The organism is Burkholderia sp. HI4860, assembly GCF_002223045.2.
Lineage (GTDB): Bacteria > Pseudomonadota > Gammaproteobacteria > Burkholderiales > Burkholderiaceae > Burkholderia.
In genome coordinates this window covers 164,617-187,101 of sequence record NZ_NKFO02000001.1, presented here as the reverse complement: position 1 = coordinate 187,101, position 22,485 = coordinate 164,617, and the positions used below count along the sequence as shown (strand labels likewise).

The 22,485-nt window shown below is 69.7% G+C and carries 19 protein-coding genes; 10 read left to right on the top strand and 9 right to left on the bottom strand.

The window, feature by feature from the left end; genetic code table 11:
* The first annotated feature begins 227 nt into the window (after window positions 1–227).
* The 5 genes from CFB34_RS00870 (at window position 228) to CFB34_RS00850 (ending at window position 5,445) form a co-directional block, all read left to right on the top strand.
* On the top strand, window positions 228–1,421 hold the full coding sequence (locus CFB34_RS00870; RefSeq protein WP_089443208.1) for an ABC transporter substrate-binding protein: 1,194 nt from the start codon (window positions 228–230) through the stop codon (window positions 1,419–1,421).
* Between the two features lie 40 nt (window positions 1,422–1,461).
* Window positions 1,462–3,273, top strand: coding sequence for an ABC transporter permease (locus tag CFB34_RS00865; protein WP_089443207.1), 1,812 nt, complete (start codon window positions 1,462–1,464; stop codon window positions 3,271–3,273).
* Between the two features lie 11 nt (window positions 3,274–3,284).
* Window positions 3,285–4,142, top strand: a complete 858-nt coding sequence (locus CFB34_RS00860; RefSeq protein WP_089443206.1) for an ABC transporter ATP-binding protein — start codon at window positions 3,285–3,287, stop codon at window positions 4,140–4,142.
* Complete coding sequence (locus CFB34_RS00855; protein WP_039354526.1) at window positions 4,139–4,903, top strand: ABC transporter ATP-binding protein; 765 nt, start codon at window positions 4,139–4,141, stop codon at window positions 4,901–4,903. Before CFB34_RS00860 ends, CFB34_RS00855 begins: the two co-directional genes overlap by 4 nt.
* Window positions 4,904–4,998: 95 nt before the next feature.
* Window positions 4,999–5,445 (top strand): hypothetical protein, encoded by a 447-nt coding sequence (locus CFB34_RS00850; protein WP_089443205.1) that lies wholly within the window; start codon window positions 4,999–5,001, stop codon window positions 5,443–5,445.
* Between the two features lie 43 nt (window positions 5,446–5,488).
* Here the strand turns inward: CFB34_RS00850 and CFB34_RS00845 are convergent, their stop codons facing one another.
* Together CFB34_RS00845 and CFB34_RS00840 are read right to left on the bottom strand one after the other, a co-directional pair.
* The gene (locus CFB34_RS00845) at window positions 5,489–6,910 is read right to left on the bottom strand and encodes a sensor histidine kinase (RefSeq protein WP_089443204.1); all 1,422 of its coding nucleotides are present in this window, start codon (window positions 6,908–6,910) and stop codon (window positions 5,489–5,491) included.
* Entirely contained in the window at window positions 6,897–7,562 is a 666-nt protein-coding gene (locus tag CFB34_RS00840) for a response regulator transcription factor (RefSeq protein ID WP_034188331.1), read from the bottom strand. The genes CFB34_RS00845 and CFB34_RS00840 overlap by 14 nt, the downstream gene beginning before the upstream one ends.
* Window positions 7,563–7,851: 289 nt before the next feature.
* Between CFB34_RS00840 and CFB34_RS00835 the strand changes: the two genes are divergently transcribed.
* Both CFB34_RS00835 and CFB34_RS00830 read left to right on the top strand, forming a co-directional pair.
* On the top strand, window positions 7,852–8,868 hold the full coding sequence (locus CFB34_RS00835) for an ABC transporter substrate-binding protein (RefSeq protein ID WP_089443203.1): 1,017 nt from the start codon (window positions 7,852–7,854) through the stop codon (window positions 8,866–8,868).
* Window positions 8,869–8,979: 111 nt separating this feature from the next.
* Entirely contained in the window at window positions 8,980–10,290 is a 1,311-nt protein-coding gene (locus tag CFB34_RS00830; protein WP_089443202.1) for an MFS transporter, read from the top strand.
* Between the two features lie 66 nt (window positions 10,291–10,356).
* Here the strand turns inward: CFB34_RS00830 and CFB34_RS00825 are convergent, their stop codons facing one another.
* Both CFB34_RS00825 and CFB34_RS00820 read right to left on the bottom strand, forming a co-directional pair.
* Window positions 10,357–12,162, bottom strand: a complete 1,806-nt coding sequence (locus CFB34_RS00825; RefSeq protein WP_089443201.1) for a sensor histidine kinase — start codon at window positions 12,160–12,162, stop codon at window positions 10,357–10,359.
* Window positions 12,159–12,803, bottom strand: a complete 645-nt coding sequence (locus CFB34_RS00820; protein WP_089443200.1) for a response regulator transcription factor — start codon at window positions 12,801–12,803, stop codon at window positions 12,159–12,161. Before CFB34_RS00820 ends, CFB34_RS00825 begins: the two co-directional genes overlap by 4 nt.
* A 321-nt stretch (window positions 12,804–13,124) precedes the next feature.
* Between CFB34_RS00820 and CFB34_RS00815 the strand changes: the two genes are divergently transcribed.
* Window positions 13,125–13,577 carry a hypothetical protein gene (locus CFB34_RS00815; protein WP_089443199.1) on the top strand — a complete coding sequence of 151 codons (453 nt, stop codon included), beginning with the start codon at window positions 13,125–13,127 and terminating at the stop codon, window positions 13,575–13,577.
* A 102-nt stretch (window positions 13,578–13,679) separates the two neighbouring features.
* Complete coding sequence (locus tag CFB34_RS00810; RefSeq protein WP_089443198.1) at window positions 13,680–15,698, top strand: LssY C-terminal domain-containing protein; 2,019 nt, start codon at window positions 13,680–13,682, stop codon at window positions 15,696–15,698.
* Between the two features lie 16 nt (window positions 15,699–15,714).
* On the opposite strand, the gene CFB34_RS00805 is transcribed toward CFB34_RS00810, so the two are convergent.
* From CFB34_RS00805 to CFB34_RS00785, 5 genes are all read right to left on the bottom strand, one after another.
* Window positions 15,715–16,044 (bottom strand): transcriptional regulator, encoded by a 330-nt coding sequence (locus CFB34_RS00805; RefSeq protein WP_089443197.1) that lies wholly within the window; start codon window positions 16,042–16,044, stop codon window positions 15,715–15,717.
* A gap of 138 nt (window positions 16,045–16,182) precedes the next feature.
* Entirely contained in the window at window positions 16,183–16,737 is a 555-nt protein-coding gene (locus tag CFB34_RS00800; RefSeq protein ID WP_089443196.1) for a protein tyrosine phosphatase, read from the bottom strand.
* A 211-nt stretch (window positions 16,738–16,948) separates the two neighbouring features.
* On the bottom strand, window positions 16,949–19,399 hold the full coding sequence (locus CFB34_RS00795) for an alpha/beta hydrolase fold domain-containing protein (protein WP_089443195.1): 2,451 nt from the start codon (window positions 19,397–19,399) through the stop codon (window positions 16,949–16,951).
* Window positions 19,386–21,101, bottom strand: coding sequence for a choline dehydrogenase (locus CFB34_RS00790; protein ID WP_089443194.1), 1,716 nt, complete (start codon window positions 21,099–21,101; stop codon window positions 19,386–19,388). The genes CFB34_RS00795 and CFB34_RS00790 overlap by 14 nt, the downstream gene beginning before the upstream one ends.
* 26 nt (window positions 21,102–21,127) lie before the next feature.
* Window positions 21,128–21,292 (bottom strand): hypothetical protein, encoded by a 165-nt coding sequence (locus tag CFB34_RS00785; protein WP_179243704.1) that lies wholly within the window; start codon window positions 21,290–21,292, stop codon window positions 21,128–21,130.
* Between the two features lie 145 nt (window positions 21,293–21,437).
* Here CFB34_RS00785 and CFB34_RS00780 point away from each other — a divergent pair, with 145 nt between their 5' ends.
* Window positions 21,438–22,469 carry an AraC family transcriptional regulator gene (locus CFB34_RS00780; RefSeq protein WP_089443193.1) on the top strand — a complete coding sequence of 344 codons (1,032 nt, stop codon included), beginning with the start codon at window positions 21,438–21,440 and terminating at the stop codon, window positions 22,467–22,469.
* Window positions 22,470–22,485: the final 16 nt, after the last annotated feature.

Below are 22,485 nucleotides of genomic sequence, written 5' to 3'. Positions count from 1 at the left end.
CTTGAACGCGGGTTGCGATCGGCGCCGCGAGCGAAACGCCAATCGAATCAACGTGATGCGTTGCATGCGGATACATCGCGCGAGGCGGGGTGTGCGGAAGGTCGCTCGCAAGCCTCACCCGCTTCGCGCCGCGCGCTATATCGATATGCGCAAAACTTCGTTGGATCGTCCTGAACCGGGTGGTTACATGCCCTCACTCTTTTCGACTGACTGAAGCTGGGGGACGCATGAACGTTTCGGGGAACGACGCACGCGGCGCATGGCGGCGCGTGCTGGGCACGGTGGCGGCGCTCGCTGCCGCATGGGGCTTGTCGACGGGCGGTGCGCTCGCGGCAGGCGTGTCGGGCGAGCCGGTGGTGATCGGCGTGAGCGGGCCGCTCACGGGCCAGGATGCGCAGTACGGCGAACAATGGAAGCGCGGCTTCGATCTCGCGCTCGACGAGATCAACGGCAGCGGCGGCATTCACGGCCGTCCGCTCGCCGTCGACTTCCAGGACAGCCGCAGCGACCCGCGCCAGGCCGTGGCGATCGCGCAGAAGTTCGTCGCCGATCCGCGCATCGCGATCGAGCTGGGCGACTTCTCGAGCGCGACGTCGATGGCCGCGTCGCCGATCTACCAGCGCGGGCAGCTGATCCAGTTCGGCTTCACCAACTCGCATCCGGATTTCACGAAGGGCGGCGACTATCTGTGGAGCACCGCGCTGAGCCAGGCCGAGGAGCAGCCGCTGCTCGCGCGCTACGCGGTGAAGGAACTCGGCTTCAAGCGGATCGCGGTGCTGTACCTGAACACCGACTGGGGCCGCACCAGCAAGGACATCTTCGCGAAGGCCGTGACGGGGCTCGGCGCGCAGGTCGTCGCGGCCGAAGGCTATCAGCCGGCGGAGAAGGATTTCCGCTCGACGCTCGTGCGCATCGGCGAATCGAAGCCCGATTCGATCGTGCTGATCTCGTACTACGCGGACGGTGCGCAGATCGTGCGCCAGGCGCGTACATCGGGGCTCACGCTGCCGATCGCGGCGGTCGGTTCGGTGTACTCGCCGAAGTTCCTCGAACTGGGCGGCACGGCCGTCGAAGGCGTCTATACGGAATCGAACTTCTTCCCGGCCGAACCGCGCCCCGAGGTGCAGGCATTCGTGCAGCGCTATCGCGCGAAATTCCACGCCGATCCCGATTCGTTCGTCGCGCGTGCATACGATGCGCTGATCCTGTCGGCGGAAGTGCTGCGCCGCTACGGCACGACGCGCCAGGCCGCGCACGACGGCTTCGCAAAAATCAGCGACGTGCCGAGCGTGATCTTCGGCAAGGTGCGCTTCGATCCGCAGACGCGTCGCGTCGCGGGCGCACGCACCGTGTATCTGGTCGTGAAGCAAGGGCAGTGGGCGCTGTGGGACGGCGCGAAACCGCAGCTCGCCGCGCGTTGAGCCCGGCCCTGAACAGCATGCATGTAACGGACGCATCGTGATGGCTTCCTGGCTCGACTACACGCTCAACGGCCTCATCGTCGGCAACATCTACGCGCTGCTCGCGGTCGGACTCGCGCTGATCTTCGGCGTGTCGCACCTGATCAACTTCGCGCACGGCTCGGTCTACATGGTCGGCGCGTTCATCGGCTGGCTGTGCCTGACGCGCTTCGGGCTGCCGCTGCCGGCGGCGCTCGCGGCGGTCGTCGTCGGCTGCGGTGCGCTCGGCATCGCGATCGAGCGCATCGGGCTGCGGCCGCTGCGCCATGCGGCACGCATCGCGCCGCTGCTCGCGACGATCGGCATCAGCTTCATCCTCGACCAGCTCGCGCAGCTCGCGTTCGGCGCCGACCCGCGCGCGGTGCCGACGCCGCTGCCCGACTGGCACGTGCGGATCGCCGGCGCGACGCTCGGCTCGCTCGACCTGTTGATCGCGGGCATCGGCATCGCGGCGGCCGCGCTGCTGTACGGCTTCCTGCGCTTCACGCGGCTCGGCTGGGCCGTGCGCGCGACCGCGCAGGATCGCGACGCGGCGCTGCAGATGGGCGTCGACGTCGACCGCGTGAACCAGACCGTGTTCGCGATCGCGTGCGCGCTCGGCGGCGTGAGCGGGCTGCTGGTCGGCATGTACTACAACAGCATCGATCCGGCGATGGGCTTCCAGGCCACGCTGAAGGGCGTGGTCGCGCTGCTGATCGGCGGGCTCGGCAACGTGCCGGGCGCGATCGCGGGCAGCCTGCTGCTCGGTCTCGTCGAAAGCTACGGCGTCGCGCTGTTCGGCACCAGCTATCGCGACCTGTTCGCGTTCGGGCTGCTGATCGTGTTCCTCGTGTGGCGGCCGAACGGGCTGTTCAGCGCGAACCGCGCGCTGCCGCCCGAGCCGATGACGGGCACCTTCCTCGCGGCCGCGAAGGCCGTGCGCGTGCCGCGCCCGGTACTCGTCGCGCTGGTCGTGGCGGCGGCCGTGCTGCCGTGGCTCGGCGCATCGCCGTACGTGTTGCAGACATTGACCAATGCGTGGCTGTACGGGCTGCTCTCGCTGAGCCTCACGCTGGTGGCGGGCACGGTCGGGCAGATCTCGCTCGGCCACGCGGCGCTGCTCGTGATCGGCGCGTATGCGTCGGCGCTGCTGTCGTCGGATCTCGGCTGGTCGCCGGCCGTGACGATTCCGTGCGCGGGCGTGATCACCGCCGTGCTCGGCACGCTGCTCGTCTATCCGGCGTTCCGGCTGCGCGGGCACTACGTGTCGATCGCGACGCTCGGCATCGGCGAAGTGGTGAGCCTCGTGATCCTGAACTGGGACGGCCTCACGCGCGGCCCGCTCGGCATCACCGGCATCGCGCCGCTGCCGTGGGCGACGACCGCGCGGGCCGCGTACTGGTTCACGTTCGCGGTGCTCGTCGGGTTCGCGCTCGTGCAGGTGCGGCTGCTGCGCTCGCATCTCGGCCGCACGCTGCGCGCGGTGCGCGAGGACGACGTCGCCGCGCGTGCGCACGGCATCGCACCGAACCGATACAAGGCGATCGCGTTCGCGGTCGGCGGCGTCGCGGCCGGCGTGAGCGGCGGGATCGCCGCGCACCTGTACAGCTATATCAACCACCAGACCTTCGATTCGCAGGTGTCGATCCTCGCATTGACGATGGTGATTCTCGGCGGGCTCGGCAACGTGCTCGGCGGCATCGTCGGTGCGATCGCGCTGATCGGGTTGCCCGAGCTGTTCCGCTGGGCGGCCGACTACCGGATGCTGATCTACGGCCTCGTGCTGTTGCTGCTGGTCCGGTTCCGGCCGCAGGGCCTGCTCGGCACGGTGTGAGGAGGAATGCGATGACCACCAACCGACCCTTGCTCGACGTGCAGGGCCTGACGCGCCGCTTCGACGGCGTGACCGCACTCGACGGCGCGAGCCTGTCACTCGCAGAAGGCGAACTGCTGAGCGTGATCGGCCCGAACGGCGCGGGCAAATCGACGCTGTTCAACCTGATCGCGGGCGCCGACCGGCCCGATGCCGGCCGCGTGACGTTCGACGGCCGCGACATCACGGGCACCGCGCCGGAACGCCTCGCGACGCTCGGCATCGCGCGCACGTTCCAGCACGGCCGCGTGTTCGGCAACCTGAGCGTGCTCGACAACGTGCTGATCGGCGCGCATGCGCGGCTGCGCGCGGCGCGGCCGGGCTGGCCCGCGCTGGGTGCGGCGGCCGAGGTGCTGCGCGCGCTCGTGCGGCCCGCGGCGGTGCGGCGCGAGGAAGCCGCGCTGCGCGACGAGGCGCGCGCGATCGTCGCCGGGTTCGGCGAGCGCCTCACGCCGCGCATCGATCATCCGGCGCACAGCCTGTCGTATGCGAACCGGCGGCGTGTGGAGATCGGCCGCGCGCTCGCGCTGCATCCGCGCCTGCTGCTGCTCGACGAGCCGACGGCCGGGATGAACGAGACGGAGACGGCCGAGATGCTGCAGCTGATCCAGTCGTTGAAGGCGCGCGGCCTGACGATCCTGCTGATCGAGCACAAGCTCGAACTCGTGATGCGCGTGTCCGACCGCGTGATGGTGCTCGACAACGGCGTGAAGATCGCCGAAGGCGCGCCGCGCGACGTGCGGCACGATCCGCGCGTGATCGAGGCGTACCTCGGCCGCCGGCATGCGGGCGGCGCGCCGGCCGACCGCACGGCACAGGCGGCCGCATGACGGCACTTTCTTCCGGACCCGACACGACCATGACCGACGCGCTGCTGAAACTCGAACACCTGGACACGTTCTACGGGCCGGTGCAGGTGCATTTCGACGTGAACTTCGAAGTGGGCCGCGGGCAGATCGTCAGCCTGCTCGGCGGCAACGCGAGCGGCAAGTCGACGACGATGAAGCTGATCCTCGGACTGATGCGGCCGCGCCGCGGCGTCGTGCGTTTCGACGGCGACGACGTGACGGCGCTCGCGACGCCGCAGCGCGTGCGGCGCGGGATCGCGGCCGTGCCCGAGGCGCGGCGGCTGTTCGGCGACATGAGCGTGCGCGAGAACCTGCTGATGGGCGCGTACACGCGTGGCGACCGCGCGGCGGTGGCGGAGGACTACGAGCGTGTGCTCGACCTGTTTCCGCGTGTGCGCGAGCGGCTGACGCAGCGCGCGGGCACGCTGTCGGGCGGCGAGCAGCAGATGCTCGCGATGGCGCGCGCGCTGATGGCGCGGCCGAAGCTGATCTGCATGGACGAGCCGACGATGGGGCTGTCGCCGCTCTACGTCGACAAGGTGCTCGAACTGATCGACGCGATCAACCGGCAGGGCGTGACCGTGTTCATGGTCGAGCAGAACGCGAGCCTCGCGCTGGAGATCGCGCATTACGGGTACGTGCTGCAGACGGGGCGCGTCGTGCTCGAAGGGCCCGCGAAGGCGCTGCTCGACGACGAGCGTGTGCGCGATGCGTATCTCGGCGGGGAGGCGGTGGCGGCGTAGCGGGTGGGGCGGTGGGGCAAAAAACGGTGATAGACGCCGGATTGTCAGGTAGATTGGCGCTCAGTCGCCATCACCGCCACCGGGAGCGCCGCACCATGTTGACCTATTCCGTTCAGAAAGTCGGCTACGATTTCAAGCAACTGGATCCGCAGGGCGCGACGGATTACGCGTCGTTCATGCAGGCGTTCGATGCGTTTCCGTGGGCGGCGCAGCATGCCGAATGGGACACCACGCAGGACGGCCCGTTGCCGGCCCTCGTGCTGCAGCATGCCGACGATCAGCGGGAGTTGTGGGTGACCGCGCTGCGCGATGCGCATGCGGACGGCTTCCAGTTGAATGCCGTCTCGATGCGGATGAAAAAGGGGCTGTTCGGGATCGGCAAAGGTAAGCTGGAGCAGCACGTCGATACGATCGACGTCGACACGCGCGCGGATGTCGATACGTTGTGCCGGCTGTTCTGCGATCGTCAGTATGACGAGCTGGATCGGGCGGTGGCGCGGCATGCGGAGCGCACCCGCTTCGATGACGGCAGCGACGATTGAGTGCCTGCCGTGCACGTGCATGAACCGGCCCGGGCCCGTCGGTTCATGCCTTCTCCTCGCCGCTCCCCGCCGCGCGCGGAAACGTCAACACCACCGCAAACCCGCCCGCCTCGGGAAACGCAAACCCGACGCGCCCGCCGTGCGCCTTCATCACTTCCTGCACGATCGCGAGCCCGAGGCCGGACCCCGTGCGCCGCTCGCTGCCGTCCGGTGCGATCCGCACGAACGGTTGCAGTGCGGCATCCCAGTGCTCGCGCGGAATCCCGCGGCCGTTGTCGGTGACGGTCAGCGTCACCGCATCGTCCACGTTGCCCTGCGTCGCGACCGACACGACGATGTCGTCCGCATGACCATGCAGCAGCGCGTTGTGCAGCACGTTCGACAGCGCTTCCTGCAGGCTGATCGCGTCGCCGTCGATCCACGCGAGCGGCGCATCGCTCGCGAACGCGACGGCCACGTCGCGCTCGCCGGCGAGCGGAATCGCGCGGCCGAGCACGTCCTTAGCAAGCGCGACGAGGTCGACGGGCTGCAGCGGCACGGCCTCGGTGCGATGAATCACCATCGCATGATTGAGCAGCTGGCCGGTGAGCCGGCCGACGTCCGAAGAGGTCGCGCGCAGCGCATCGAGCCGTGCCGCGTGGCGCGCGAGATCGGCTTCGCCGTCGAGCAGCTCGATCTGCGCGTCGAGCCGCGCGAGCGGCGTGCGCATCTGGTGCGCGGCATCGGCGATGAAGCGCTGCATCGCGTTGATCCGCTCGGCGAGGCGGTGCATCAGCCCGTTGATCGACCCGATGATCGCGTCGATCTCGCTCGGCGTATCGACGGCCACCGGCCGCAGGTCGGCCGGGTCGCGCGCGGCGATGATCGTGCCGATCTGCGCGAGCGGGCGCAGGCCGCGCCGGATCGCGAGGCCGCTTGCGCCGATCGCGAGCACGCTCATCAGCAGGATCAGCGTCCATACCTTGAAACTCATGTCATTCGTGAGTTGCTGCCGGGCGTTGGTGGTTTGCGCGACCGTCACGAGCGCCCAGCCCGGCGTGCTTTCCTCGGGCATGTAGCGCGCGATGGTCGCGGTGCGGATCCGGTGCCCCTGGTAGACAGCATTCGCGAACGCGGGGCCCTGTTTCGCGGCGGCGAGCGTCGCGGGGCTCGCGAGATCGTTGTAGCCGGCCACGACGATGCCGCGCGAATCGACGACCTTGTAGTAGACGAGGTCGTAGCGCGACAGCGTCGACAGCGCGGCCACCGGCGGATTCAGCGCGAGCACGCCGCCCTGCACGTAGAGGTTTTCCGCGACCTGGATCGATGCGCCCGCAAGCAACTGGTCATACGCGCGTTCGGCCGCGACGCCCGCGTAGTAGCGGGCGATCGCCGCGAGCGCGAGTGCACCGGTCGCGACGACGAGCGCGATGAAGAGCAGCGTGCGCCCGAACAGCGTCTTCGGGAACCAGTCAGTGCGCCGCAATCTGATACCCCATCCCGCGCGCGGTGCGGATTTCGACCGAGCTGCCCTGCAGCTTCTTGCGCACGCGGGTCACGTACTGCTCGACCGCGTTCGTGGTCGGCTCGTTGCCGAAGCTGAACAGCTGGTTCAGCAGTTCGTCCTTCGAAAAGATCCGCTGCGGGCGGCTCGCGAGGATCTCGAGCAGCGCGAATTCCTGGCGCGACAGCGACAGCGGCTGGCCGTCGAGTTCCGCGAGGCGGCTGCTGCGGTCGATCACGAGGCCGCCGAGCGTGAGCACGTCGTTCGCGTGGCCGCTGTTGCGGCGCAGGAGCGCCTGCACGCGCGCATCGAGCTCGCGGTAGTCGAACGGCTTCACGAGGTAATCGTCGGCGCCGAGGCCGAGGCCGCTCACGCGGTCGTCGATCGCCGAGCGCGCGGTGACGAGCAGCACGGGCGTCGTGCTGCCCGATGCGCGCAGGTGGCGCAGCACCGTGAAGCCGTCCATGCCGGGCAGGTTCGCGTCGAGCACGACGAGGTCGAAGCGCTCGACGCGCAACAGCCCGTGCGCGGTCGCGCCGTCGGTTTCGAGATCGACGGCATGGCCGAGCCGCGCCAGGCGGTTGCGGATCGCCGCGCCGATTTCGGCATCGTCCTCCACGACGAGAATGCGCATGGTGCCGTTTCGCAGGTGGGTGGGTTAGGGGTTTTCCCGGGGCCGGGATGTCAGCATTTTCTCAGACTCGGTCGATAACCTGTGTCGAGCCGGACGATGCAAGGACGGCCATTAATACCAGAACCACAGGAGACGGCAACATGCAGCAGCAAACGGGTGCGCCGAACGCGCGGTGCAGCGCGTCGCCGGCCGGCGCTCGCCGGTGCGGCGACGCGGGCCCCGGCCGCCTGGCGCTTGCCGCTCGTGCCGCTCGTGCCGCGCGTGCCGCGCGTGCAGGGAAGGCCGGCGCATGACGACGTCGCCGCGCCGCCGCGCGTTGATCGCCGCCGGCCTCGGCGTGCTCGCCGCGCCTGCGCTCGTGCGCGCGAAGCCGCGCACAGTGCGGATTTCCAAAGGCTATGGGGTGCTGTACCTGCCGCTGCTCGTGATGGAGAAGCAGCGGCTGTTCGAGCTGCACGCGGCGCGCCACGGCGTGCGCGACGTCGCGGTCGACTGGGTGCTGCTCGACGGCGGCAATTCCGTCAACGACGCGATGATGGCCGGCACGCTCGATTTCGCCGGGGCCGGCGCGCCGGGTTTCATCGAGCTGTGGGCACGGGCGCGCGGTATTCCGAACGTCGAGGTGATCGGTATCAGCGGGCTGTCGACCACGTCGCTGTCGCTGAACGCGAACCGGCCGGCGCTCGTGTCGTTGCGCGACTTCACGCCGGCCGACCGGATCGCGGTGCCGGGCATCCGCACGTCGTTGTCGGCGGTCGTGCTGCAGATGGTCGCGAGCCGGCAGCTCGGCCCGAAGCATTTCGCGCAGCTCGATTCGATCACCGTGAACCTGCCGCACCCGCAGGCGATGCAGGCGCTGATCCGCCGCGAGAACGGCGTCACCGCGCACTTCACGTCGCCGCCGTTCTCGACGCTCGAGCTGCGGCAGCCGGGCATCCACCGCGTCGTGAGTTCGGTCGACGTGCTCGGCCCGCTGACGCTCGATGTCGTGTTCGCGCCGAAGCGGCTCGTCGATACGGAGCCGGCGCTGGCCGTCGCGTTTCTCGGCGCGCTCGACGAAGCGAACCGCCTGATCGCGCAGGACCCGCGCGCGGCGGCCGCGCTCTATGCTGCGTCGTCGGGCGTCGGCGTGTCGCACGACGACGTGATGCGGATGCTCGCCGCACCGGACACGCGCTTCTCGGTGCTGCCGAACCAGCTGATGGACTACGTCGAATTCCTGTACCTCGCCGGCACGATCAAGGCGAAGCCGCGTGCGTGGCACGAGATGTTCGCGCCGATGCTCGACGACTATCGATCGGGTTGATGCCGCCGCGCCCTTTCATCGAAACACCTTGTGCCCGTGCGCTTGTCGCGCGCAGCGCCGATTCAACCGATACGCAACCGCTATGCAACCGTTTCACGCAAGGAGCCTCAAGTGAACGCCACTGAAACCCTGGACCCCGCGTCCGCCGAAGAGCAGCGCATCATGTCGAAGATGGCGCGGCGCCTGCTGCCCATCCTCGTCGTGATGTTCCTGATCGCGTTCATCGACCGGCAGAACGTCGGCTTCGCGAAGCTGCAGATGGTGCACAGCCTCGGGATGACGGAGGCCGCGTTCGGGCTCGCGTCGTCGCTGTTCTTCATCGGCTACCTGCTGTTCGAGGTGCCGAGCACGCTCGCGCTGCATCGCTACGGCGCACGCGTGTGGCTCGCGCGGATCATGCTGACGTGGGGGCTCATCACCGTGCTGATGGGCTTCACGACGTCGATGCCCGCGTTCTGCGCGCTGCGCTTCGTGCTCGGCATCGCCGAGGCCGGTTTCTATCCGGGCGTGATCTACTACCTGACGCTGTGGTTCCCGCAGAGCTATCGCGCGAAGGTGCTCGGCATCTTCACGCTCGGCAGCGCGCTCGCGAACATGCTCGGCTCGCTGGTTGGCGGCGTGTTGCTGAGCCTGAACGGCGTGTGGGGGCTGGCGGGCTGGCAGTGGGTGTTCGTGGCGACGGGCATCCCGGCGGTGATCGTCGCGGTCGTCGTGTTCCGCGTGCTGCCCGCGTCGGTGCGCGACGCTCGTTTCCTCGACGACCGCGAGAAGCAGATCGTCGAGGCCGCGCTCGAACGCGAGAAGCCCGCGCGGGCCGAGCACGGGCAGCCGTGGAAGGCGCTGCTCGATCCGCGCGTGATGCTGTTCGCGGCCACCTACATGCTGATGTCGACGTCGCTGTACGGCGTGACGTACTGGTTGCCGACGCTCGTGAAATCGTTCGGCGTGTCGAGCAGCATGAACGGCTTCCTGAGCATGCTGCCGTGGGCGCTCGCGGTGTTGCTGCTGCTGTGGCTGCCGGCGAAACTGCGTCGCGCGAAGAGCATCCTGCGCACGATCGCGATCGTTGCCGCGCTCGGTGCGCTTGGCTTCCTGCTGAGCCTCGTGCTGCCGTCGACGCCGCTGCGCTTCATCGCGCTGGTGCTCGGTGGCGCATGCATCCCGCTGCTGTACCCGTGCTTCTGGTCGATGCCGCCGCGCTACTTCACCGGTGCGCGGGCGGCGGCGAGCGTCGCGGCGATCAACTCGATCGGCAACCTCGGCGGTTTCTTCAGCCAGAACCTGATGCCGTTTGCCGGCAAGGTGACGGGCACGGCGTTCGGCCCGATGATCGTGCCGATCGTGTGTCTCGCGCTGCTCGGGATCGGCGCGCTGGTCGCGTGGACGCGCTCGGAACGGGGGATGGTGGCGGCGCGCGCGTGAGGGGGCGCGGTGTTATCGCCTCATCGACGAGTTTCCGACGAACGCACCACCGCCTTCGCCGGGAACCTACCCGCGCGGCGCCCCATCCCCGCCATGCGCGACCGTCACCTGCGCAGGCGCCAGCGGAATCTCGACCTCGACCGTTGTCCCTTCGCCGAGCGTCGTCGCGATCTGCAGCGTGCCGCCGACGAGATACGCGCGCTCGCGTAACCCGACCAGCCCGAACGATCCCGACTTGCGCGGCACGCCGGGATCGAACCCCGCGCCGTCGTCGCGAATCGTCAGCTCGATCGCATGGTTCGCATGCACGAGTTCGACGTTCGCGTGCGACGCGGCCGCGTGCCGTGCGACGTTCGCGAGCGCCTCCTGCGCGATGCGGAACACCGCCGTCGCGTAAGGCTCGTCGAGCTGCAGCTCGGGCGGCTCGACGCGCAGCGTGCATGCGATGCCATGACGGTGCCGGAAATCCTCCACGAGCCACTGCATCGCCGCGGCGAAGCCGAGATCGTCGAGCATCAGCGGGCGCAGGTCCGACGCGATGCGGCGCGTCGCGGCCACCGCGCCGCGCGCCAGCGCGTGCATCGCCGCGATCTTGCGCGCCAAATGCGCATCGTCCTGCGGCACGCGGTCGAGCAGCCATTCGAGATCGTTCTTCAGCGTCGCGAGCGTCTGCGCGAGTTCGTCGTGCAGCTCGCGTGCGATGCGGCGCTGCTCGGCTTCGCGTGCGCTCGCGCTGATCGCGGCGATCTCGCGCAACTCCTCGCGCGACGCCTGCAGCGCCCGCTCGGCCCGTACGCGGTCCTCGACTTCGCGCCGCAGGTCGCGGTTCGACGCGCTCAGTTGCGCGGTGCGCGCGGCGACGCGTTGTTCGAGCCGTTCGTTCGCGTCGTTCAGCTGCGCGCTCTTCTGCACGACGAGCAGATGCTGGTAGCGCGCGCCGGCCAGCGCGCGCACCGTCTGCGCATGCAGCCGGCCGTTCTCGAACAGCATCGCGAACAGCACGACACCGGACGCGACGAGGCCGTACGCGCGCCCCGCGTAGAAGCCGAGGTCGTAGCGCCCGTGATTCAGCATCGACGACAGCGCGATGTCGAACAGCCACGCGACGAGCACCGTCATCACCCACAGGTCGAGCACGGAATGGCGCCGCCGCCGCTGCCACATCAGCATCAGCGCGACCAGGTTCAGCCCCCAGACGACCGTGATCGCGTACGTCATCGTCGCGGCCATCCGGTTGCCGTTCATGATGCGCGGCAGCAGGTCGTGGCCGGCCGTGGCAAGCAGCGCGAGCGCGACCGTCGCGCCGATCGCGGCCGCGATGCACAGCCCGACAGGAATCGCCGCGCGGCGCTGCGGGGCCGGGATCGGCCCCGGCGCACGCGATTTCGCGCGCAGCAGCGCGTACGCGGCGACTGCCAGCGGAAAGCCGCCGTGCCAGAACAGGTACAGCCAGGCGGTGGTCTGGTCGCCGCCGCCGAGCAGGCCGGTCGGTGCGAACAGCCCGGGAAAGGTCAGCATGTGGGTGCCGGCCATGAAACCCGTGAACAGGTAGCCGCCCGCGAGCACGAGCAGCGGCCGCTGGCGCAGGATCGCGTACTGGCCGAGCAGCAGGCCGGCCGTCACCATGTCGTTGACGACGATCGCCGACTGGTACACGGGGATGAACGCCCAGCCCGGCGCAAGCGGCCTGCCCGCGAACGGCGCAAGCGCGGTGAAGATCACTGCGGAGATGAGTACGGTCGCGAGCGCGAGCCGCCGTTCGCGCCGGCCCGGCGGCAGCGACGACATGAACAGGCGCGACGCGTCCGGGTCGTCGTCTGCGGGTGAGGGCGAGGGCGGGGATGAGGGCGGGACGCGGAAGGCGGCGGTCATGCGTCGCCGCCGGGGTCGAGTTCGTGGCGCACCGCGTAGCGGACCAGCGCGGCTTCGTGCGGTAGGTCCATCTTCTCGAGGATCCGCGTCTTGTAGGTGCTGACCGTTTTCGCGCTGAGCGCGAGTTCGGTCGCGATCTGCGTGACGGTCTGGCCCGCGACGATGCGGCGCATCACGTCGAACTCGCGCGCGGACAGCCGCTCGTGCGGCAGCGCGGCGGCCGGTGTGCGCAGCGTGAGCGCGAGACTCTCGGCCGCCGACGGGCTCACGTAGACGCCGCCCGCGGCCACCTTGCCGACCGCCTCGACAAGCTCGGCGGTCGCGCTGTCCTTCGTCAGGTAGCCGGTCGCGCCGGCCTTGAACGCGCGCGCCGCGTACTGCGCCTCCGCATGCATCGTCAGCACCAGCGTGCGCAGCGACGGCGCGTGGTGTTTCACCAGCCGGATCAGCTCGATGCCGGTCGGCGCGGGCATCGACAGGTCGAGCAGCAGCACGTCCGCGGCGCCGCGCTCGACGAGCGCAAGCGTGGCCGAGCCGTCGCTCGCCTCGCCGACGATTTCGAAACCGCCGGCCGTTTCCAGGATGTGACGCAGTCCGTCCCGCATGACTGCGTGATCGTCAGCCAGAATTACCCTGATCATCTAGCGATCCTCTTCGGGATGACGCCGCGCACTGTTGTCCGGTGTTCGCCGCGACTGTTCTTCTGACCAATATATTCCGCCGAATCCGAAAACGATACACATCCGGGAAATTTTCGAGATAGCCGAACGTGGAATGTGTACTGAAACGAAACAATCCCAGGGAGAAAGTACGTGTCAGAGCAGGCGGGATTCAGGGTATTCCCTGATTATTATTGAGACGGTGAAGAGGCGGCGCGGCGCGTCGCGAACCACCCCGCGAACCCTCCCGATTCGGGACTAAACTGGTGCCCGATGCCACTACACCCCCCGAGGAGCCCCGCGATGATCGATCTTGCCGATATCCTGCCGTCCGCACTGCCCGCTGCCGTTGCATGGGCGGAAGCCGAGGCGGCGCGCGGGATCGCGCAGGGGGCGCCGCTGACGCCCGAGCAAGCCGACGACGCGCGCACGGTGGGCGTCGCCCAGCCGGAGCGGATCCGCGTGGTGATCGTCGAGCGCATGCCGTTCCCCGAGGTGCCGTCGCTGGCCGCGATCGCCCGCGACTCGGGGCTCCTGGCGCCGGGGACGATCGGGCTCACGCTCGGCCATGCGGTGTACGTGCTGCGCGGGCAGGACACGCGCCGCCTGCTGACCCACGAATTCCGCCACGTGCATCAGTACGAGGCTGCCGGCTCGATCGGCGCGTTTCTCGCGCGCTATCTGCAGGAGATCGCGACAGTCGGCTACCACGACGCGCCGCTCGAGGCCGACGCGCGGCAGCACGAGTTCGATTGACCCGCCCCGCCGGCGCGACCGCGCGCACCGCCCGATGAACCTTCACGCTGCCACCACCGGCCCGGTGTTCGCACACCGGGGCGCTCCGCCGAGGCGCGCGCGATGAGCGGCACGATCCACGCATGGATCGGCGCGATCGGCGCACATCCGCTGCTCGTGCTCGCGATCGTGTTCATGGCGGCCTGCGCCGAGGCGATCGCGCTGATCGGCACGGTCGTGCCGGCCGGCGCCGTGATGTTCGCGGCCGGTGCGCTGATCGGCGCGGGCGCGCTCGACGCCTGGACGACCATCGGTGTCGCGGCGGCCGGCGCCGTGATCGGCGACGGGATCAGCTATGAACTCGGGCGGCACTACCGCGGCGTGATCCGCAACGCATGGGCGCGCTTCGGCTATGCGGCCGCCTTCGCGCGCGGCGAGGAGTTCGTGCTGCGCCATGGCATGAAGAGCATCGTGCTCGCGCGTTTTCTTGCGCCGGTGCGCGCGGTCGTGCCGGTCGTGGTCGGCTGCGCGACGCTGCCGCGCCGGTCGTTCTATCCGGTCAACGTCGTCTCGGCGCTCATCTGGGCGCCCGTGCACGTCGCGCCGGGCATCCTGTTCGGCGCGTCGGCCGCGCTGGCCGCGGCGATCAGCGTGCGGGTCGCCGTGATCCTGCTGGTCGTCGCGGCGCTCGTCGCGCTCGTGTGGATCGGCGTGCGGGTCGCGTTGCGGCGCGGCTGGCCGCTGCTGCGCCGTGCGCTCGTTGAAGGCGTGCACGCCTGCGCGCGCCGCTGGCCGCGGTTCGGTGCGCGGCTGCACGACGCGATCGCTTACGTGCGCGGCCTGCCCGGCGCGGTGCCCGTGCTCGCGCTGCTGTTCATCGGCTGCGTGTGGCTGTTCGCGGGCCTCGTGCAGGATGTCGTCGCGAACGATCCGCTGATGCACGCGGACATCGCGCTGTACGCGTTCCTGCAGAACCTGCGCACGCCACCGGTGGACGCCACGATGCGCGCGCTTGCCGTGCTGCACGGGCACGATACGGGGCTGATCGTCGCGGCCGCGTTTCTCGTCTGGCTGATGATCCATCGCTGCTGGCTGACGGCCGCGTGGTGGCTCGCGACGGTCGGCGTCGCCGTCGTGCTCGGGCCCGTGTTCGGCGCGGGCATACCCGGCGCGACGCCCGCGAGCCTGCCGCCCGGTGCGCCGCACGTGCCGCTGCCCGATGCCGAAGCGGCGTTCGCGATTCTCGCGAGCAGCGGCCTCGGCTGGGTGCTCGCGCGTGACCGGCCCGCGCGGTGGCAAATCCCGGTCGTGACGGCGGTGGTGTTGTGGATCGTGCTCGGCGGCTTCGCGCGGCTGTATGTGGGCGACACGTGGCTGTCGGGCCTGCTGGGCGGCTGGAGTCTCGGGCTCGCCTGGTTCGCGTTGCTGGCCGGCGCGTATGCGTACTGGCGCGTGCGCGAGCACGTGCAGCCGAGGGGCGCGCTCGTTGCGGTGACGGTGGTGCTCGCGACGGCTGGCGTCTGGACGGTGCCCGCGCAATGGCAGCTCGACCGCGCGGCGCGCCCGCATGTCGGCGACGTGGTCGCGATGACCGTCGACCAGTGGCTGCGCGGCGGGTGGCAGCGTGTGCCGGTGCGGCGCACCGAGATCGGCGGCGACCGCGAGGAATATCTGCCGCTGCAATGGAGCGCGACGTCGGACACGCTCGACCGGCATCTCGCGCAGGCGGGCTGGCAGCGCGCGACGCCGTGGTCGCCGGCCACCGCGCTGCGCTGGCTGCTGCCGCAGGCGCCGGCCGATGCGCTGCCGGTGCTGCCGCGCTACACGCACGGCGAAAGTACGCGCCGCGTGTTCGTGCGCGTCGATCCGGGGCAGCCGGCCAGCCGCCTCGTGCTGCGGCTGTGGCGTTATCCGTACGTGCTGCAGGACGCGCTCGGCACGCGGCCGCTGTGGTACGGCGCGCTGTATCGCGAGACGCTGCATCGGCCGGCGCGACTGATGACGATCGTGCGCACGACGACGATCGACGATGCGGCGACGATGGCGAAGGCGCTGGCGGTCGAGCCGGCGATCGAGCATCCGCCGGCGGGGATGGCGAACGCGCCGGCGGAGATGCTGCTGGTGTGGATGGTGCGGCCGTGAGCGGGCGGTGTGCCGCTTACGCGTGCACCGGCTGTGCAGGGACGACGGACAGGCGCAGGCCGACGGTCTTGAGCACCGCGAGCAGGGTTTTCAGTGTCGGGTTGCCGTTGGGCGAGAGCGTGCGATACAGCGATTCGCGGCTGATGCCGGCTTCGGCCGCGACGGCGCCGAGGCCGCCATACGCTTCCGCGACCGTACGCAGCGCGAGCAGGCCGGCCGCGCGGTTGTCGGGATCGTCGAGAGATTCCATCGCGACGCGCAGATAGGCCACCGCGAGTTCGCGGTCGGCGCCGAGTTCGGCGACTTCCGCGTCGTGGTGCGATACCGCAGATTTGACCCGCTTCATGCTTACCTCCGTGTCCAGTTCGACCTTGGTCGCAATTGTAGCTTATAAGTTACAAAATGGGGTAAGGAGGCGGTATGTGAACAGCAAACCTGTCGGCGCCGGCGCGTCGCGCCTGGCGAGCCGACAGGCCTCCTGACATTACTGCTTCGCCGGCGCGGCCGTCGCGATCTTGTCGAGCGCCGCCGGGATGTACGTGTCGAGCTGCGCCGTGACCGATTCGTAGAAATCGATCGGCTTGCCCCACGCGTCGGGCACGTCGACGTGCTTCCCGGACGCATACTCGGCCAGCGTGAACACCTTGCCGGCGGCCGACGGATAGAGCGCGAGCACCTTCTCCTTGTGTTTGTCGGTCATCGTCAGGATGACATCGGAATGCTTGATGTCGTTCGCGTTCAACTGCACCGAACGGTGCGCGGACGTGTCGATGCCGCGGCGCTTCATCAGGATCACGCCGTTTTCTTCGGGCTTTTCGTCATACGGATCTTCGTCGACCGCACGTGAAATCACCGCGATCTGCGCGTGGCGCTGCGCGATCAACTGGCCGGCGATCGCTTCGGCCATCACGCTGCGCCCGGTGTTGCCGGTGTCGACGAACGCGACCTTCTTCGGCTCGTCGGCGAATGCAGACGTCGCGCACTGGATGCCGACGCAACAAAGCAGTGCCAGCGTGTTGAGGGTGTGCCTTCTTTTCATGATGTCTCCGCGAGGGTGGGGAACCCCGGCGGCGCGCCGGGGCTTGCGGGAGATCATGACGGCCGCCTGCGACGGAAAAAAATAAACGGCCGGTTTTTGCAAGACGACGTCGCTTCGTGGCAAACGGGTCCGGTGACGGCGCATGCACTGCGCACCCGACCGGGGAGGCCGCGAACCACGGCCGCGATCGCGGCGCGTGACTGCTTCGTCGTCACGCCGTCATCGCCACCCGTTGCGCCGCAAACCCCGCGAGCGTCCGCAAAGCATCCCGCGCCGACCGCAGGTAAAACGCCTGCAGATGAAACACATGCCAGCGCGCCGCATGAACCTCCAGCCGGCACGGCACGCCGCAGGCCCGCGCATGACGGGCCAGCCGCTGCGCATCCGACAGCAGCACCTCCTGGTCGCCGGCCTGGACGAGCATCGGAGGCAGGCCGCGCAGGTCGGTGTCGAGCGGGCCGCGGGCGGTGACCGAACCGGCGCCGTGATACCAGCGCAACCCTTGTTCGAGCCAGCCGCGACGGATCATCGGATCGTCATGACGCCGCGACGCCAGCGTCGCACCGCCGAGCGCGGGATCGGTCACGGGCGAGATCAGCAGCAGCGCGGCGGCGGCCGGCTCGCCGCGCTCGCGCAGCGCGATGGCCAGCGCGAGCGCCAGCGCACCGCCGGCCGAATCGCCGGCGATCACGATCCGGTGCGGCGCGTGGCCCTGCGCGCGCATCGCGTCGTAGACGGCCAGCGCATCGTCGAGCGCGGCCGGGCTCGGATGCTCGGGGGCCAGCCGGTAGTCGGGCACCCACACCGGCAGGGCGGCCTCGTTCGCCAGCCGCGTCGTCACGCCGCGATGCGTATGCGGCCCGCCGAGACAGAACGCACCGCCGTGTAGATAGAGGATCGCGCCGCCGGTGTCGCCGCGTTTCGGCGCCACGACTTCGACCGGCACGCGATGCGCGGACGTGCGGTAGCGCAGCGTGCCGCGCGTGCCCGGCATCAGCGGCGACAGCAACGCGACCACGCACCGCTGCATGCGCGCGCCGAACGGCGGCCCGATCAACGGCCGGAACGCGACGCGCAGGAAGCCGCGCAGCGATGCGGCGGTCAGCGCCTCCAGCCTGCCGGCGGGCGGCGCGACCACCACGTCGCGCGCCGGTGCGACCGACTCGGGCAACGGATGCGTGAAGCGATAAGCGCCCATCCCGGTGAAGCGCGTGATCCACCGGTAGGTCAGCGTGAAGCCCGGCCAGTTCGTGCTGTTGTGGCCCGACGCATCGACGTACCAGCTCTTGCAGCTGTTCCACACCGAACCTTCGAGCCGCTGCTGCACATGCACGTTGAAGCGCCGGTAGCGGCGCGCATCGACGTCGATCTCGCGCGCGCCGTCGCGCCGCATCGTGTGCAGGCAGCGCATCACGTGCGCGATCTGGCTTTCGAGCATATAGACGATCGAGTTGTGGCCGAGGTTGGTGTTCGGGCCGTAGAGCATGAAGAAGTTCGGAAAGCCGGGCACGGTGAGCCCGAGATACGCCTGCGCGCCGCGTCGCCACGCGTCGTTCAGGTCGAGCCCGTCGCGGCCCGTGATGCGCATCGGCGACAGGAACGCGGTCGCCGCGAACCCCGTGCCGTACACGATCGCGTCGACCGGATGCTGGACGCCGTCGACGGTCTCGATGCCGTCCTCCGTCACGCGCCGGATCCGCTGCGTGACGAGCTCGACGTTGTCGCGGCTCATCGCGGCAAGGTAGTCGCTCGACAGCAGGATGCGCTTGCAGCCGATCGGATAGTCGGGCGTGAGTTGTGCGCGCAGCGCGGGGTCCGGCACGTCGCGTGCAAGCAGCGTGTGGAACGGCCGGCCGACCGCGACCTTCATCAGCTTGTGCAGCCGCGTGAACGCGATCGCGCGCGATTCGTAGCGCAGGTAGATCGACGCGCGATGCAGCTTCATCGCCCACGGCAACCGGCGGAACAGCGCCTGCTCCCACGGGCGGTACGCGCGGTCGGGGCGCGGCATCACATAGGCCGGCGAACGCTGGAATACGACCAGCTGCTTCACATCGCCCGCGATCGCCGGGACGAACTGGATCGCCGACGCGCCCGTGCCGACCACCGCCACGCGTTTGCCGGCGAGCGAATAGTCGTGATCCCAGTGCGCGGAGTGGAATGCGCGGCCGCGAAACGTGTCGATGCCGGGCAGGTCGGGCAGCGCGGGGCGGCTCAGCTGCCCGGTGCCGCTGACGAGCACGGCGGCGCTGAGCGTCGTGCCGTCGGCGAGCGTGACGCGCCACAGCGCCGCGGCTTCGTCGTAGCGGGCGTGCGTGACCTCGGCGCCGAAGCGCAGGTAGCGTGCGAGGCCGTACTTGCGCGCGCAATGCTGCAGGTACGCATGGATTTCGGGCTGCGGCGCGAACACGCGCGACCACGCCGGATTGGGCTCGAACGAGAACGAGTACAGGTGCGAGGGCACGTCGCAGGCGGCGCCCGGGTAGCGGTTGTCGCGCCACACGCCGCCGACGTCGTGCGAGCGTTCGACGATCGCGAAATCGTGGATGCCGGCGCGTTGCAGTGCGATCGCCATGCCGATGCCGGCGAAACCGGCGCCGATGATGATCGCCGCAAGCGGGGCGGCGGAGTCGGCGGTGCGAGCGGTATCAGGCGACAACATGGCGGGTTTCCTCTGGCTGGATGGCATCGTGCGCGGTACACGCGGCAGGAACGGTGTCGCGATCCGTCGTTGTCCTGACAGTTCCGCGTTGCGGCTGTACCGATGTGCGGCACACGCCGCGAATCAGGTCGACGGCCTTCTCGGCGATCATGATCGTCGGCGCATTGGTGTTGCCGCCGATGAGTGTCGGCATTACCGACGCATCGACGATGCGCAGCCCCTGCAGGCCGCGCACGCGCAGTTGCGGATCGACGACGGCGAGCGCGTCGTGCCCCATCCGGCACGTGCCGACCGGGTGATACACGGTGTCGGTGCGCCGCCGAAGCACGTCGCGGATTTCATCGTCGGTGTCGACGTTCGCGGTGAACAGGTCGCGCGTGGTCCAGTTGGCGAGTGCCGGCGCTTCCATCAGCCGTCGGGTGAGGCGGAAGCCCGCGACCATGTCGTCGAGGTCGCGTGGATCGTCGAAGAACGCGGGATCGATGCGCGGCGCCGCGAGCGGATCGGCGCTGTTCAGCGTGACCGAGCCGCGGCTGCGCGGCCGCAGCAGGCACACGTGGCACGACAGCCCGTGGCCGGCGTGCAGCTTGCGCGCATGATCGTCGACGAGCGCGACGACGAAGTGCAGCTGGATGTCCGGCGCGTCGAGCCCGGCGCGCGTCTTCAGGAAGCCGCCGCCTTCCGCGAAATTCGACGTCAGCATCCCGCGCCGTTCGCGGCGAAAACGCGCCAGCTCGCGCAGCATGCGCAGGCCGCCGCCCGCGGACACGCCCATCGTGTCGACGCTGCGCGTGCGGTAGCCGAAGATGAAATCCGGATGATCCTGCAAGTTGCGGCCGACGCCGGGCAGGTCGGCGTGCACGGCGATGCCCTGTTGCTGGAGTTCGCGGCCCGGGCCGACGCCCGACAGCATCAGCAACTGCGGCGTTTGCAGCGCGCCGGCCGCGAGCACGACTTCACGCCGCGCGCGCAGCGTGCGGACCTCGCCATGCTGCCGCACCTCGACGCCGATCGCGCGCGTGCCGTCGAACAGGATGCGCAGCACCTGCGCGTGCGTCTCGACCTGCAGGTTGTCGCGGCGGCCGACGTGCGGCAGCAGGTATGCGCGCGCCGCGCTCCACCGTTCGCCGTGCTTCTGCGTGACCTGGTAGAGGCCGATGCCTTCCTGCTGCGCGCCGTTGAAATCGTCGGTGAGCGGCAGGCCGGCCTGCCGAGCGGCTTCCAGGTAGCGCGCATGGAACGGGTTGCCGGTGCGCAGGTCGCTCACCCACAGCGGGCCGTCGCGGCCGTGCCACGCATCGTCGAAGTGCTCGTTGTGCTCGCTCAGGCGGAAGTATGGCAGCACGTCGTCGTAGCTCCAGCCTTCGTTGCCGAGCGCGGCCCAGCCGTCGTAGTCGACGCGATGGCCGCGGATATAGACCATCGCGTTGATGGCCGACGACCCGCCCAGCACCTTGCCGCGCGGCTGGTAGCCGATGCGCCCGCCGAGGCCCGGCTGCGGCACCGTGTCGAAGGCCCAGTTGTTGATGCGGGTCGGCATCATCGCGACCGCGCCGGTCGGCACGTTGACGAGCGTGCCGTCGCCGCGGCCGCCGGCCTCGAGCACGCAGACGGTCACGGCCGGGTCCTCGGTCAGCCGACCGGCGACGACGCTGCCGCCCGACCCGCCGCCCACGACGATGTAGTCGAAAGTCTTGCTCATGGATTCGTCCTCCGAGGGTCGATGGATCAAGCGAGGCGCGGCAGCGTGCCCGGGCGGCCGGCGTGCGGCAGGCGGGGCGCGAGCGGCGGCGCGGGGCGGCTGGCAAACGCGGCAAACGCGGCAAACGCGACGAAGGCGTCGCGCCGGTATGCGAAGCGAGCTGCGGGATCGGTCGGGCGATTCGGTCGCATGGTGTCTCCTCCGGGGGGCGATGGCGTCGTTCGGATGACGACTGGATGACGCCGATGGTGCTGGCCGCATGGGAAAACACCAATGCTGCTTCGGGACAATTGTTTTAGTATTTGGGCCAAATCGGCGCTTCGAGGGTTTCTCCGCATGAGCTTCTGGGATTTCACCCGGAGTCCGGCCAGCGCCCGGCTGCTGGTCGATTTCGGCGACGAACGCGGCGTGCCGCACACGACGCTCCTGGCCGGCACCGGGCTCGCCAACGCGCAGCTCGACGATCCGAAGGTCGAGGTGACGGCCGCGCAGGAACTGCGGCTGACCGGCAACCTGCTGCGCGCGCTCGGGCGTGCGCCGGGCCTCGGGTTCGAGGTCGGCCAGCGCTATCACTTCTCCGCGTACGGCGTGTGGGGCTATGGGCTGATCGCCAGCGCGAGCGCACGCGACGCGCTCGCGCTGGCGCTGCGCTTCCTGCCGCTCACTTATGCGTTCACGGTGATCACGTATCGCGAGGAAGGCGGCACGTGCATGCTCAATTTCGGCGCGCCGGAACTCGATGGCACGCTGAGCCGGTTTCTCGTCGAGCGCGACATGACGGCCGCGGCGGTGCTGCTGCAGGAAATCGGCGACGACACATTCGCGTTGTCGCGCTTCACCGTGCAGGCGGCGCGCACGCCTGCCATGCCGGTGCCGCGCATCGCCGGCGTCGAACCCGCGTTCTCGGCGCGCGCGAACAGCCTCGCTTTCGACCGCGCGTTTCTCGACCGGCTGCTGCCGCACGCGAATCCACTGACGGTGTCGATGTGCGAGCAGATGTGCGGCCAGCTGCTCGAAGCGCGGCGTGCGCGCGTGGGCACGTCGGAGATGGTGCGCCAGTATTTGAGCGCGACGCCCGGCCCCGCGCCGTTCTCGCTCGAGGACATGGCGCGGCTGATGAACACGAGCCCGCGCACGCTCAAGCGCCGGTTGCAGGAGGAGGGTACGACGTTCCGCGCACTGCTCGCGCAGGCGCGTGGCGCGATGGCCGAGACGCTGCTCGGCGACGCGCGGCTGTCGCTCGCGGAAGTCGCGGAGCGGCTCGGCTTCAGCGACCTGTCGAGCTTCTCGCAGGCGTTCAAGCGCTGGTACGGCGTGCCGCCGGGCGCGTATCGCAGCGCGGCGCAACGGGACGGCAGCCGTTCCTGAATCACGGTACGATCGC

Bases quoted from the DNA above. Each gene is read 5' to 3' on its own strand.
- CFB34_RS00855 (WP_039354526.1), top strand. From the start codon at position 4,139: ATGACGGCACTTTCTTCCGGACCCGACACGACCATGACCGACGCGCTG.
- CFB34_RS00810 (WP_089443198.1), top strand. From the start codon at position 13,680: ATGAGCGGCACGATCCACGCATGGATCGGCGCGATCGGCGCACATCCG.
- CFB34_RS00780 (WP_089443193.1), top strand. From the start codon at position 21,438: ATGAGCTTCTGGGATTTCACCCGGAGTCCGGCCAGCGCCCGGCTGCTG.
- CFB34_RS00860 (WP_089443206.1), top strand. From the start codon at position 3,285: ATGACCACCAACCGACCCTTGCTCGACGTGCAGGGCCTGACGCGCCGC.
- CFB34_RS00795 (WP_089443195.1), bottom strand. From the start codon at position 19,399: ATGTTGTCGCCTGATACCGCTCGCACCGCCGACTCCGCCGCCCCGCTT.
- CFB34_RS00815 (WP_089443199.1), top strand. From the start codon at position 13,125: ATGATCGATCTTGCCGATATCCTGCCGTCCGCACTGCCCGCTGCCGTT.
- CFB34_RS00825 (WP_089443201.1), bottom strand. From the start codon at position 12,162: ATGACCGCCGCCTTCCGCGTCCCGCCCTCATCCCCGCCCTCGCCCTCA.
- CFB34_RS00790 (WP_089443194.1), bottom strand. From the start codon at position 21,101: ATGAGCAAGACTTTCGACTACATCGTCGTGGGCGGCGGGTCGGGCGGC.
- CFB34_RS00865 (WP_089443207.1), top strand. From the start codon at position 1,462: ATGGCTTCCTGGCTCGACTACACGCTCAACGGCCTCATCGTCGGCAAC.
- CFB34_RS00835 (WP_089443203.1), top strand. From the start codon at position 7,852: ATGACGACGTCGCCGCGCCGCCGCGCGTTGATCGCCGCCGGCCTCGGC.
- CFB34_RS00820 (WP_089443200.1), bottom strand. From the start codon at position 12,803: ATGATCAGGGTAATTCTGGCTGACGATCACGCAGTCATGCGGGACGGA.
- CFB34_RS00870 (WP_089443208.1), top strand. From the start codon at position 228: ATGAACGTTTCGGGGAACGACGCACGCGGCGCATGGCGGCGCGTGCTG.
- CFB34_RS00800 (WP_089443196.1), bottom strand. From the start codon at position 16,737: ATGAAAAGAAGGCACACCCTCAACACGCTGGCACTGCTTTGTTGCGTC.
- CFB34_RS00850 (WP_089443205.1), top strand. From the start codon at position 4,999: ATGTTGACCTATTCCGTTCAGAAAGTCGGCTACGATTTCAAGCAACTG.
- CFB34_RS00785 (WP_179243704.1), bottom strand. From the start codon at position 21,292: ATGCGACCGAATCGCCCGACCGATCCCGCAGCTCGCTTCGCATACCGG.
- CFB34_RS00805 (WP_089443197.1), bottom strand. From the start codon at position 16,044: ATGAAGCGGGTCAAATCTGCGGTATCGCACCACGACGCGGAAGTCGCC.
- CFB34_RS00840 (WP_034188331.1), bottom strand. From the start codon at position 7,562: ATGCGCATTCTCGTCGTGGAGGACGATGCCGAAATCGGCGCGGCGATC.